General features: G+C 69.9%; 13 protein-coding genes and 1 tRNA gene. 4 read left to right on the forward strand and 10 right to left on the reverse strand.

The window, feature by feature from the left end; translation table 11 throughout:
- Positions 1 to 14 precede the first annotated feature (14 nt).
- From DVK07_RS11895 to idi, 6 genes are all read right to left on the reverse strand, one after another.
- Positions 15 to 929 (reverse strand): ATPase, encoded by a 915-nt coding sequence (locus DVK07_RS11895; protein ID WP_121597269.1) that lies wholly within the window; start codon positions 927 to 929, stop codon positions 15 to 17.
- On the reverse strand, positions 926 to 1,234 hold the full coding sequence (locus tag DVK07_RS11900) for a DUF5827 family protein (protein WP_017342848.1): 309 nt from the start codon (positions 1,232 to 1,234) through the stop codon (positions 926 to 928). The genes DVK07_RS11895 and DVK07_RS11900 overlap by 4 nt, the downstream gene beginning before the upstream one ends.
- Positions 1,235 to 1,837: 603 nt before the next feature.
- The gene (gene sod / locus DVK07_RS11905; RefSeq protein ID WP_121597270.1) at positions 1,838 to 2,437 is read right to left on the reverse strand and encodes a superoxide dismutase; all 600 of its coding nucleotides are present in this window, start codon (positions 2,435 to 2,437) and stop codon (positions 1,838 to 1,840) included.
- Positions 2,438 to 2,719: 282 nt separating this feature from the next.
- Positions 2,720 to 2,803, reverse strand: a tRNA-Ser gene (locus DVK07_RS11910).
- A gap of 78 nt (positions 2,804 to 2,881) precedes the next feature.
- Positions 2,882 to 3,637, reverse strand: coding sequence for a DUF2064 domain-containing protein (locus DVK07_RS11915; RefSeq protein WP_121597271.1), 756 nt, complete (start codon positions 3,635 to 3,637; stop codon positions 2,882 to 2,884).
- A 99-nt stretch (positions 3,638 to 3,736) separates the two neighbouring features.
- Positions 3,737 to 4,351, reverse strand: a complete 615-nt coding sequence (gene idi / locus DVK07_RS11920) for an isopentenyl-diphosphate Delta-isomerase (RefSeq protein WP_121597272.1) — start codon at positions 4,349 to 4,351, stop codon at positions 3,737 to 3,739.
- A gap of 374 nt (positions 4,352 to 4,725) precedes the next feature.
- Here idi and DVK07_RS11925 point away from each other — a divergent pair, with 374 nt between their 5' ends.
- The gene (locus tag DVK07_RS11925) at positions 4,726 to 6,201 is read left to right on the forward strand and encodes an ATP-binding protein (protein ID WP_121597273.1); all 1,476 of its coding nucleotides are present in this window, start codon (positions 4,726 to 4,728) and stop codon (positions 6,199 to 6,201) included.
- Positions 6,202 to 6,590: 389 nt separating this feature from the next.
- On the opposite strand, the gene DVK07_RS11930 is transcribed toward DVK07_RS11925, so the two are convergent.
- Positions 6,591 to 7,166: a class I SAM-dependent methyltransferase gene (locus tag DVK07_RS11930; protein ID WP_121597274.1), complete on the reverse strand. Its 576-nt coding sequence runs from the start codon at positions 7,164 to 7,166 to the stop codon at positions 6,591 to 6,593.
- A 72-nt stretch (positions 7,167 to 7,238) separates the two neighbouring features.
- On the opposite strand from DVK07_RS11930, the gene DVK07_RS11935 reads away from it, so the two are divergent.
- Entirely contained in the window at positions 7,239 to 7,868 is a 630-nt protein-coding gene (locus DVK07_RS11935; RefSeq protein WP_121597275.1) for a GNAT family N-acetyltransferase, read from the forward strand.
- Here the strand turns inward: DVK07_RS11935 and DVK07_RS11940 are convergent.
- The 3 genes from DVK07_RS11940 to DVK07_RS11950 form a co-directional block, all read right to left on the reverse strand.
- Positions 7,865 to 8,377, reverse strand: coding sequence for a TspO/MBR family protein (locus DVK07_RS11940; RefSeq protein WP_121597276.1), 513 nt, complete (start codon positions 8,375 to 8,377; stop codon positions 7,865 to 7,867). The two genes, DVK07_RS11935 and DVK07_RS11940, sit on opposite strands and share 4 nt — an antisense overlap.
- Before the next feature lie 35 nt (positions 8,378 to 8,412).
- Complete coding sequence (locus DVK07_RS11945; RefSeq protein WP_121597277.1) at positions 8,413 to 9,429, reverse strand: AI-2E family transporter; 1,017 nt, start codon at positions 9,427 to 9,429, stop codon at positions 8,413 to 8,415.
- Between the two features lie 107 nt (positions 9,430 to 9,536).
- Positions 9,537 to 10,133, reverse strand: coding sequence for a DUF6149 family protein (locus DVK07_RS11950; protein WP_121597278.1), 597 nt, complete (start codon positions 10,131 to 10,133; stop codon positions 9,537 to 9,539).
- Between the two features lie 167 nt (positions 10,134 to 10,300).
- Between DVK07_RS11950 and DVK07_RS11955 the strand changes: the two genes are divergently transcribed.
- Both DVK07_RS11955 and DVK07_RS11960 read left to right on the forward strand, forming a co-directional pair.
- Complete coding sequence (locus tag DVK07_RS11955) at positions 10,301 to 10,876, forward strand: DUF1684 domain-containing protein (RefSeq protein WP_121597279.1); 576 nt, start codon at positions 10,301 to 10,303, stop codon at positions 10,874 to 10,876.
- Between the two features lie 123 nt (positions 10,877 to 10,999).
- On the forward strand, positions 11,000 to 12,238 hold the full coding sequence (locus DVK07_RS11960; protein ID WP_121597280.1) for an NAD(P)/FAD-dependent oxidoreductase: 1,239 nt from the start codon (positions 11,000 to 11,002) through the stop codon (positions 12,236 to 12,238).
- The last annotated feature ends 62 nt before the right edge of the window (positions 12,239 to 12,300 follow it).

The raw sequence follows: 12,300 nt of genomic DNA on the forward strand, positions 1-12,300 counted from the left end.
CACGCGGAACTTCCTCAGTTCTCGACCGCGTCCGTGAGCGCCGCGTACGCCGGTTCGTACGCCGCCGCCACGCGGTCGGGGTCACCGCGGACGTCGCCGGACAGCGCCGGCAGCGGCTCGGTCGCGAGCGGCTCGATCATCTCCGTCACCGCGTCGACGTGCTCCTCGCGGGCCCCCTCGCGCGGGCTGCCGGCGGCGACCGCCCGGGCCTTCGCGTAGCGGTCGCCCGCGTAGATACGGGCGCGGCCGGGGTCGACGACGGCGACCGCGTCGGGCGCGACCGGCCCGTCGCGGGGCAGCGTCCCGGCGACGTCGGCGTACGACTCGACGACTCGCGGGACCGGAGTGCGCGCGACGCGCTCCGCGAGCCGCTCTATCGCGGGGAGGTGCGACTCGGCCATCACCTCGTTGAACTCTGGAACGTCGTTCACACGAGTCGCGTCCGCGAGCGGGAGGCGCTCGGCGAGTTCTTCGGGGAGCAAGCCCGCGTCCTCGGCCGCGCCGTTGACGACGAACCGCGTTCCGGACTCGGTCGTCACGCGGTCGCAGAGGAACGTGCGGTCGGCGTCGCCGAGCATGCCGGTCCGGCCGGGCGTCGGCTTCCAGAGCCGGTGGACCGGGTTGATCGACTCCGGGGTGACCGCCGAGGGCGACGGCGACTCGTCGTCGACCGTCGGCAGCGCGCGGGTGGTCGCGGCCGCGAGGGTGCGCGCGTCCTTCCCGTAGAGCCGGCCCGCGTCCGTCGCGACCCGATAGTCGTCGTGGTCGAACCAGTAGTCGTTGCCCGCGCGGGGCTTGACGCCGACCGCGTCGCCCGCGCGCTCGGCGAGGTGCGCGACCAGCCCCGCCGAGAAGGTGGTCTTGCCGGCGTCGACGCGCGCGCCGCCAGCGACGAGGTAGGTCGGCGGGGCGGAGGACTCCCCGGTCACGCCGACTCGTCGGTGGCGGTTTCCGCGTCTGGTTCCTCATCCGTCGCGAGCCCGTAGTACCCCGGGCCGTCCTCACTCAGCGGCTCGGCGACGACCATCTCCTCGGCGTGGACCATCACCCACGGGACCGCCCAGTCGACCAGCACGGCCTCGGTGTCGGGGTCGACCTCGGCGTCCGGCTCCAGCCCTTGAAGGAGGCGACCGATCTCCGGGATGGTGTACATCTGGTCCGGCTCGAACAGCTCCGCGGGCTCGTAGAAGTCGCACGGGTAGGTGGCGTCGAACGCCGACTTCGGTTCGGGCATGCGCGTGGATACGCGACCGCGTCCGTAAACGCTGCCGATACAGATTCACCGGTGCGGTGGCGCGTGCCTGCGAGGCCGCTTTGCGGCCGAGCAGCACCGCGCGAGGGAGTCAGTCGCCGGAGCGAAGCGACGGCGACTGACGAGGCTGGGGAGGTGAGAGGTGCGGTGCGGAGCGGTGCGGGGTGGGACTCAAAGGGGCAGCCGTGAGGGCGGCGCAGGCGATGTAAGCACCGCAGCGAGTGAGCGGAGCGAACGAGCGAGGAGCGCAACGAGCGTGCGCCGCCCTCACGGCTGGGGCTTTGGAGGTGTTCTCCGCCGATCCGTAGTCGAGTGTTTTAAAGCGAGCAACTGGGAATTTGAAGGCGTTTTCCGCCGATCCGTAGTCGAGTATTTATAAGCGAACAGCTGGGGCTTTGGAGGTGTTTTCCGCCGATCCGCAATCAGCTGTTTATAAATGAGCAGCTGAGATTCAGTGGAGTTCACCGTTGACTCACCAGCAATCACTTATAAATCAGTCGGCCTGAACGGACCCGTCACTAACCCCGTAGCGTCCTGCGAAAAAATGCGGATCTCGACGCGCGTAACGCGTCCTCTCGAACGCGCTTACTCGAACAGCTCGACGGCCTGCTCGTAGCGATCCGACGGCTCCTCCCAGTCGACGACCTCGAAGAAGTTGTCGACGAACTCGCCGCGAGCCGGACCGTAGTCGTGGTAGTAGGAGTGCTCCCAGACGTCCAGCGCGAGGATCGGGTGACCGCCCCAGATCGCACCCTGGTCGTGCTTGTCGACCACGACGTTGCGGAGCTGGTTCGAGAACGTGTCGTACACCAAGAGCGCCCAGCCGCTGGCCGCGGAGGCCGCCGCCTCGAACTCGCCCTTCCAGGCCTCGTACGAGCCGAAGTCCTCCTCGATGCGGTCGGCCAGCTCACCCTCGGGCTCGTCGCCGCCCTCCGGCGACATGTTCTGCCAGAACAGGTCGTGGAGGATGTGGCCCGAGGAGTTGTGGGTCACGTTGCGGATGGCGCCGCCGGACGAAGAGAAGTCGTGGGACTCACGGTTCCCTTCGAGCGTCTCTTCGGCGGAGTTCCAGCCGTTGACGTACCCCTGATGGTGGGTGTCGTGATGCCATTCGAGCACCTGCTCGGAGATGTGCGGTTCCAGCGCGTCGTAGTCGTACGGAAGCGGATCGAGTTCGTAGCTCATGTCTGTATCACCTACCACGAACATGTGTCGGAACGGTGTTAAAGATAATGCGGCACGCGATACCACGCGTCACCGGACGCGAGTGTTATCAGGTGTACGCGACCGTTACCGGTCGTGTTGCGGTTCGGGCGTCAGCGCCGACGACGCGCGGTGCCGACCGAAATCGACGGACGACGCGATCCAGTAACCACATATAGTTTCGCGACCGGTTGAGGTACCTGTCGCTCTCTGCTTCGAATCCCGCACGAACCGCGTCCGGCGCGAAGTGCGCCGGACGCGTTACGGTGGGACTGGGATTCGAACCCAGGAAGCCGTGAGGCTACCTGCTTTCAAGGCAGGCGCAATAGGCCGCTCTGCCATCCCACCACACGTCATCGCTGGAGGTCGTCCGACTAAGTGGTATCGGATCCGACGAGCCCCACCGAACCGCCCGAGCCCGACCGCTCAGTCCCGAACCAACCGCTGCTCGCCGTCCTCGACGACCACGTCCAGCCCCTTCTCGTGGACGAACGCCGCGGTGTAGTCCGGGACCACGCGCTCCGCGGCGAACCGCGCCCGGAGGTTCGGCACCACGTCGAGCAAGTCCTCGCCCGTCTCCAGCGAGGGCGACGGCTCGACGAAGTCGACCGAGCGGTCCGCGTCGCGCCCGCGCTCCGCGAGCGTCGGCAGCGCCGGCGCCTCGAACGCGCCGTCGAAGTCGATCGGCTCGGTGAAGCCGGCGTAGTACGCCCGGCCGTTCGACGACGGCCCGAGGACGACCTCGGTCGTGCGGAGCTTCATCGCCGCGGAGTCGACGATCGTCCGCGAGAGCAGCGGCGCGGTCGGGGTGACCACCGCGACCGAGTCGGCGCCCTCCTCGCGCAGCAGGTGCGTGACGGTGTTGCCGGCGCGCGCGCCGAACGAGGAGCCGACCTGCCGCTCGAAGCGGACCTCGTCGGTGCCGCCGAGGGTGTCCGCGACGAGCGTCCGCAGTTCGGCCTCCGGGCTCGTCTCCGTCCGGTACTCCGCGGGGAGGTCCTCCTCGTCGGGGTAGTTGACGAGGAGCTCGCCGCCCGAGCGCTCGACCGCGAGGACGGCGTCTCGGAACATCGCCTCGTAGAGGTCGGCCGCCTCGGCGGGCGACAGCGGCGTCGACTCGGCGATCGCGGTTCCGACGAGCCCCTCGCGGGGCGGGTTCGCCAGCAGGGCGACGACGGTCATACCGGATCGCGGCGCGGGAGCGCCTTCAAGTCGCCGCTTCGGTTCGAGAAGAGACCGCGCGCGGACGGGGTCGCCCCGGCCGCGGAACGGACCGACCGCTCAGGAGAAGTCGCGCCGCATCGCGATCTCGAACCACGGGCAGAGGCGGAGCTGGCGGTACAGCGCGGGGTTCTCGTGGAGGTGGTCGTAGTCCGCCCACAGCATGCCGCCGATCTCGTCGTCGTCCGGGTCGAGCGAGGTGTCGTCGAGGGTCACCTTCAGCACCGCGCACACCTCCCACTCGACGCCCTCGTTAGGGTAGTAGCGCTTGTACTCGAACTTGTCCGTCACCCGGAGGTCGTCGTACTGGTCGGGCGAGATGCCGAGCTCCTCCTCGAGGCGCTGCTCGGTGGCCTCCTCTTGGGACTGCCCCTCGACGGGGTGGGAGGCGACCGTGCCGTCCCAGTGGCCGTCCCAGAGGCGCTTGTTCGGCGCGCGCTGGGCCAGCAGGATCCGGCCGTCGGTGTCGAAGACGAGGCAGGTGAACGCCCGGTGACGGATCCCGTCGCCGGTGTGCGCGTCGAGCCGGTTCACCGTTCCCTGCGCCACGTCGTCGGGGTCGACGGCGATGACGTCCTGAAGCGCGTTCTCGTGGTCGGTCTCGCTCGTGTCGTCGGTCTCGCTCGCGCCGTCGCCGGCGGGGTCTCCCGGCGCGCCCGCGTCTTCGGAACTCATGCGCGGTACGTCGCGGACCAGCGCTAATAAGGATTCGATACGGCGTCCGTCCGCGCGTCCCGACGACGCTCCCGTTCGCCCGCCCCGACGGCGCTCCCGTTCGCCCGCCCCGACGGCGCTCCCGTTCGCCCGCCCCGACGGCGCTCCCGTTCGCCCGCCCCGACGGCGCTCCCGTTCGCCCGCCCCGACGGCGCTCCCGTTCGCCCGCCCCGACGGCGCTCCCGTTCGCCCGCCCCGACGGCGCTCCCGTTCGCCCGCCCCGACGGCGCTCCCGTTCGCCCGCCCCGACGGCGCTTCGCTCCCGCCGACAGGGTCCGGCCTCGACCGCGGGCGCTTCGACGCTCTTAACCGCGTCCCGGCGCTACTTCGCGCGGATGAGTGACCCGGCGCTCGACGTCGTCGAGTTCGTGTTGACGACGCACTTCTACACGCAGGACCGCGACCTCGACGAGAACGACCTGCCGCCGCGCTTCCGGCAGGTGTTCTGGTCGGCCGACGCCGCCGAGGACGCCCCCGGCGGCGTGGAGCGACCGCTGAAGGCGACCGACGAGACCACCCGCACCGCCACCGGCGTCGAGCGGCCGTGGGACGCGGTCTCCGACCTCCTCTTCACCCAACGCACGGAGTTCTCCGGCGAGATCTCCCTGACCCAGCCCGCGATGGGGTTAGAGTGGTACCGCGACCGCGCGGACGACGACCGGCTCGCCGGGAACCCGACGCTCGTCGCCGCGATGGAGGCCGCCGAGGACCTCGAACCGCCGGTGACCCGCGAGGAGGCCCGAGAGGACGTGCGGCCGGTCCAGGCCGACCGCGTCTGGATCGACGCGCTGCTCTCCGAGTACTTCGACGAGGACGAGGACGGGGAGATGCTCGACCTCGTGAACGTCCGCGCGCCCGAGGAGATCGAGACGACGCTGGCCGACCTCGTGCTGACCGGCGACCAGGAGGGCGAGATCCAGAAGATCGTCAAGGCGATCGAACACCGCGAGTACCTCGCGGAGATCGGTCTCCGCGAGATCGGGAAGCTGCTGTTCGTCGGCCCGCCGGGCACCGGAAAGACGACCGTCTCGCGCGCGCTCGCCCACGAGCTCGGGCTCCCGTTCGTCGAGGTGAAGCTCTCGATGATCACGAGCCAGTACCTCGGCGAGACGTCGAAGAACGTCGAGAAGAGCTTCGAGGTCGCCAAGCGGCTCTCGCCGTGTATCCTCTTCATCGACGAGTTCGACTCGGTGGCGAAGACCCGCCGCTCGGACGAGCACGCCGCCCTGAAGCGCGCGGTCAACACCCTGCTGAAGTCGATCGACGAGGTGTCGCTGGTCCGCGACGAGGTGCTCCTCATCGGCGCGACGAACCACCCGGACCAGCTCGACGCCGCCGCGTGGCGCCGGTTCGACGAGATCGTCAACTTCCCCAAGCCGGACCGCGACATGCGCGCGGACATCCTCCGCGTGGTGACCAAGGAGATGAAGATCGCCGACTTCGACCCCGAGGAGGTCGCCGACCGGACCAGCGGGCTCACCGGCTCGGACCTCCGGATGGTGCTCCGCGAGGCCGTCCTCGGCGCCCTCACCGAGGACCGGATGACGATCACGCAGGCGGACGTGATGGAGGCGGTCGAGGACTTCGAGGAGCGCGACAACCTCAAGAACATGGACATGATCGACGGGGAGGGCGCGGAGGTCCTCGGCGAGACGGGGTCGAACGACGCCCACGACCACGGCGATGAGGGTGGTCACGACCACGGCGGCCACGACCACAGCGACCACGACCACGGCAGTGAGGGTAGCCACGACGAGGACTCCCCGGACCCGACCCGCGGCGCCGAACCGCAGGGACGGACGCAGGACTGAGGCGAACGACCAAATTCCTCGACACCGATCGACACGAACACCGCCGAAGCCCCAGCCGCTCGGCGGGCGTACACTCGCTGTCGTTCGAAAGGCGCGGAGCGCCTTTCGTGATGACGAGACGCCGCCGGCGTCTCGAACCACGGTCCTCGTCACTCGCTCCGCTCGTTCCTGCGGTCCTTGCGTCGTCTACGCCCGCCTCGCGGCCGCCCCTTCGGGTCCCGCCCCGCACCGCTCCGCCCAGCACCTTACCCCTCCCCAGCCTCGTCGGCGGCTCCCGATGGTCGCCGCCGACTCCCTCGCGCGTGCTGCTCGCGGCCGCCTTCGGCGGCCACTCGCAGGCACGCGCCACGACACCGCCGATCGGCTGTCTCTTTCTCTGTACCGACCGATCATCGTCGAACGCCGACGACCGTGTAGCCGAACCCGCGGTCGACGATCCGCGGGTCGAGGTCGACCGCGTCCATCGCGCTTGCGAGGTCGCTGGGGGGCCGGAACCGCGACTCCATCCCGATCGCGTGCTCGCCGGCGACGAGCAGTCGCCCGAGGGGGTGGTCCGGATTAAAATCGCGGACGACGAGCGTGCCGCCGGGCGCGAGCACCCGCGCCGCCTCCGCGAGCGCGGCGTCCTGATCGGGCAGGTGGTGGAACGCGTCGACGACCGTGACCGCGTCGACGCTCGCGTCCCGGAACGGGAGTCGGCCCGCATCGGCCGCGAGTCCCGCGAGCCCGCGGCCGCGACGCGCCCGCGAGAGCATCTCTACGGAGGCGTCGACGACCGTGATCTCCGGACCGGTCAGCGCGGCCGCCGCGCGGCCCGAGCCGCCGCCGACGTCGAGGAGGCGATCGATCGGGCGGTCGGCGTGGTCGAGACCGGCGGCCAGCGCCTCGCCGTCCGCCGGCGGCATCGCGAGGTCGTACAGCGGCGCCACCCGGTCGAAGAAGCCAACGTCGCCGAGTCCGTACATGAACGCGACCAGCGGCGCGACGGATAAAGGGCCACCGACCCAATTTATCCGTTCCCCGTCGTACGACGCCGCATGGAGTACGCGCTCGTGTGTCCCCCGGACGACGGGACGACCCTGCGGCTCGACTACCGGGCGTTCGCGTACGCCGGGAAGTTCGTCGTCGGCGCGCCGGGGAAGTCGGTGATTCGGACGCCGGACGGGAGCCCGGCCGCGCCGGACTGGCAGCCGGAGGAGCCGCTGCCGGACACGGTCGACCCCGACGCGTTCGACGAGGACGTGGTCGCGGCCGTCTCCTTCTCGCCCGACCGGACCGATCCGACCACCTGTCGACTGCGGTACGTTACGGTCCACGCCGCGCGGCGCGGCGAGGGGATCGGCCCGCGGCTGATCGGCGAGACGGTCGCCGACCTCGCTGCCGCCGGCTTCGAGCGCGTGAAGATCGCCGTGAACAACCCGTTCGCGTACGAGGCGTGCCACAAGTGCGGCTTCGCGTACACGGGCGAGCGCACGGGGATCGCCGAGCTGGAGCTGGCGCGCCCCGCCGCGACGCCCGCCGGCGTCGACCCCGAGCGGTACCGCGAGGGGCTGGCGGCGTTCCGCGAGACGGACGGGGAGCTGAGCCGGGCGGAGCGCCGCTTCGTCGCGGAGCGGCTGGAGCGCGGGCCGCCCGACCCCGACCGGTCCCCGCGCGACGGGCGCTAATTGAGCGACCAGATGGCGTAGTTGAGCGCGGTCGCGAAGCAGACCCACGCGAGGTAGGGGACGAGCAGCGCCGCGGCGCGGCGGTCGACGCGGTCGAAGGCCCGGATCGTCGCGACCACGAGCGGCAGGAGGACGACGAGGACGACGAGCCCGAGGTCGGCGCGTTCGAGCCCCCAGAAGACCGGCGACCACGCCACGTTGACGGCGAGCTGGACGCCGAACAGCGCGAGCGCGGTCCAGACGCGTCCCGCGGACGCTCCCCCGTCGCGGCCGGCGAGGTAGACGAGCGCGGCCGCGGCGCCCAGCAGCGCGTACAGTATCGGCCAGACGACGCCGAACGCCCACCCCGGCGGGTAGAAGGAGGGCAGTTCCAGCGAGGCGAACCACGCGCCCTGCGTCGTCGTGAAGGGGACGCCGAGCGCGCCGATCAGGTTGACTGCCACCGCGGCGCCGGCGATGAGGAGGGCGTCGCGGCGGTTCGGGAGTCGAGAGGTCGCGGTCGTCGCCATGGGTGTCGTTCGCGGGGTGCGGGGTTAAACCCCGGTCAGATCGCGTCGTAGTCCTCTCGGAACGTCTCCAGCGTGGCCGCGAGCACGCCGATCACGATGGGGCCGACGAAGAGGCCGGTAAATCCGACCGAATAGATGCCGCCGAAGACGCCGAGGAGGATGATCGCCGGGTTGAGGTGCGCCCGCTGGTCGATGACGAGCGGGCGGGCGTAGTTGTCGACCATCGCGATCACCGCGACGCCGTACACCGCGAGGAAGATCCCGGCCGTGACCTGATCGACGACCACGAGGTAGGCGGCCGCGGGCCCCCACACGAAGAAGGCTCCGATGAGCGGCAGCAGCGCCAGCACCGCCATCACGAACGTCCAGAACACCACGTTGGGGATCCCGGCGACCCAGAGCCCGACCCCCGCGATGACGGCTTGGAGCAGCGAGACGGAGATGTGGCCGATCACGACGCCGCGCGTCATCGCGTCGACCCGGTCGACGAGGTCCGCGGTGACCTCGGGAGGGAGCGGGCTCGTGTCCCGGATCCACCCGACGAACGCCGGCCCGTCGATGAGCGTGTAGTAGAGCAGGAACAGCGCGAGCGACAGGCCGACCGAGGCCCGGAGCCCCGTGGTGACCACGCCGCTGAACCCGCCGAACAGCACCTCGACGAGGAGCTCGCCGGCGGTCTGGATCAGGTCGGCGACCTCCGGGTCCTGTCCGGTGAGCGCGGCGATCTCCGCTTCGATCGCGGCGACGTTGATGCCGGTCTCGCCCGCGGCGATGGCCGTGAGGTCGCGCACGAACACCCACGAGATGTACGCGAGCGGGATGATCACGGCGACGATGGCGGAGAAGATGAGCGTGAGCGCCGAGAGCATGTGTCCGAACCGCTTCGAGACGCGCGCCCGGAGCCACCGCGAGAGGCGCCGGTGGAACGGGTAGAGGACGAACGCGAGGATCGCCGCGGCGATCACGTACTCGACGAACGGCAGGATGACGAAGAGCGTCAGGAGCGCGACCGACGCCATGAGAAGCAGGAGGAACGATTGCCCGCGGTTCATGCGTCACCGTCTCTCCGGTGGATTATAAAGTGGGCGGCGGGCTACCGTGGTCGCCGATGCGGCTGCCGAGCGCCGACGGAAAGGGAGTTAAAAATCGCTGAGCGCGCTCAGGCGCTCGCCTCGTCCTCGTCGAGCCCGGGCGCGGCCGACGGGTCGACCTCGTCCGGCTCCTCCGTGTCGCCGCCGACGACCGTCTCCCCCTCGTCGGTCTCGACGTACACGTCGTCCGCGAAGCCGGCTAAGGCGTTCTCGTACTCGGGCTCGTCGAGCTTCTCGGACGTCTCCGGCGCCTCGACGACGCCCGCCGCCGGCCGGAACTCGCCGAGCGGGTCGTCGATCGTGATCCCGTACTCCGAGAAGAACGACTCGTACCGGCGGTAGTGCGCTTCCAGCTCGTCGCCCGGGATCTCCATCATCTCCGTCCAGCCGTGGTTGAAGAAGTCGAAGTTCGCCTGGACGTGGGTGATCTCGCGGGCCTCGGCCTCCGGGTAGCCGGCCTCCAAGGCGGCGACGTACGTGTCCATCGTCGCGTCGAAGAAGCTGTCGAGGTGGTCGCGGCGCTCCTCGCGCCGGTCCTCGTCGGCCTTGTTGAGGAAGATGCTCGTGTGGAGGTCGACGAGCTTGTCGTTGGCGACGTCGCCGACCACCGGCGTGGTCAACGCCTTCTTCGCGGCCCAGTGGCGGATGTTCTGCCGGATTTTCATACGCGTCGTTGGGTCGGGACGCTCTTGAATCTGTGGCGTCGGGCCGGGGTTTCTCGACTCGCTCTCGACGCGAACGGAGCCCCGTGGACTCGTGCGAGGGGATCGTGTGCGAGCCCGTCCCCACCGCGGAACTGTTATTGCGCTTTACGAACAATATTGTGGTAGACATGGACTCGAACGAGGTCGACGACTGGGCTGGGCAGGTGGAGGCGCAGCGGGAGGCGAAGATCGAGCAGTTCCGCGACTCGGCGCGGTCGCCGCTGCCGGTCGCGATGCGGGGCGACGCGTTCCCCGGACTGGCGTACTTCGAGCCGGACCCGTCGTTCCGGTTCCACCTCCCGCTCCACGAACACGACGAGAAGGAGACCGTGACCGTCGAGACGACCGCCGACGGCGAGCAGACGTACCGCCGCTGGGGGGAGTTCCGGTTCGAGGTCGACGGCGAGGCGGCGACGCTTCAGGCGTACCGCCCGGCCGACGGCGCGGACCGCTTCTGGGTGCCGTTCCGCGACGCGACCAGCGGCGAGGCGACGTACGGCGCGGGCCGATACCTCGACTTGGAGCCCGACCGCGACCGCGTCGACGGCGAGTGGATAGTGGACTTCAACCACGCGTACAACCCGACCTGCGCGTACAACCACGCGTACGAGTGCCCGCTCGTCCCGACGGAGAACCGGCTCGACGTCGCGATCGAGGCGGGCGAGAAGGATTTCCCCGCGGAGCCGGCGGGCGCGGACCACTGAAACGGATCGCGGTACCGCCGCGAACGGTGCCTTCGTTCGCGTTTTCGCGGGTCGTGTCGCCCGTTCTCACGGGGGCGAGCGCGGATGACAACCCACATTAACCATGAATCCGAACCCCGAGCCATGAGCGATTCGTACGTGATCATCGGTGACGGTATCGCGGGCGCGTCCGCGGCCGAGACGCTGCGCGAGGAAGCGCCCGACGCCGAGATCACGGTTCTCACGGACGAGGGTGAGTCCCTCTACAACCGGATCCTGATCAAGGAGTACGCGAAGGGGAAGCTCCCCGAGGCGCCGATTTCGATCCACGAGGAGGACTGGTACGACGACCACGACGTCGACCTGCGGCTCAACACGGTCGTCGTCGACATCGACGTCGAGGCGGACGCGGTTCACACCCACGAGGGCGAGACGTTCGAGTACGACTCCCTCCTGCTCGCGGTCGGCGGCACGCCCCAGCAGCTCCCGGTCGGGAACGCGGACGCCGACGGGATCCACCACTTCTGGACGTTCCAGGACGCTCGCAAGATCAAAGAGAGCGTCGAGGGCGCAGAGAAGGGCGTCATCGTCGGCGCCGGGCTGCTCGGCATCGACTTCGCGGCCATCTGCGGCGCGCAGGACGTCGAGGCGAAGTACCTGATGCGCGGCGACAACTGGTGGCGCTACGCGCTCTCGGAGGAGGGCGCGGAGATCATGCACGAGGCGATGCGCGAGCGCGGCGTCGAGCCCGTCTTCGGCTCCGGCGTGGACCACTTCGAGGTCGACGACGACGGCCACGTCGAGGCCGCCGTCGACCCGAACGGCGAGCGCTACGAGTGCGACTTCGCGGGCGTCGCCATCGGGCTGAACTTCAACACGGAACTGGTCGAAGACACCCCGCTCGAACTCGACGACGGCATCGTCGTCGACGAGTTCATGCGCACCAACGTCGACAACGTGTTCGCCGCGGGCGACATCACGACGTTCGACGACCTGATTCTCGGCGAGCACGCGAAGAACGGCTCGTGGGGCTCGGCCAAGGAGCAGGGGACGATCGCGGCCCGCAACATGGTCGAGTACGGCAGCGAGGCGTTCGAGTGGGTCTCCTCGTACTCGATCACGCACTTCGACTTCCCGTTCCTCTCGTTCGGTCACCCGACGCTCGGCGACGAGTCGGTGGAGGCGACCACCGCCGAGGGCGAGTGGCGCCGCGTCGCGCTGAAGGACGGGAAGGTGGTCGGCGGCGTGCTCATCGGCGACCTCTCGCCGCAGTCCGCGTTCAAGCAGCTGATGCGCGAGGGGCGCGACGTGAGCGACCAGACGGACCGCCTCATGGAGCCCGGCTTCTCCGTCGACGACCTGGCGGCCCCGACCGAGCAGTAGCCCGCCGACCCCGCCCCCCGTCGCGGCGGCCGCCGATCGCGGCGACGGGTTCGAGGCGACCG

The organism is Halorubrum sp. Atlit-26R (assembly GCF_003666015.1).
Lineage (GTDB): Archaea > Halobacteriota > Halobacteria > Halobacteriales > Haloferacaceae > Halorubrum.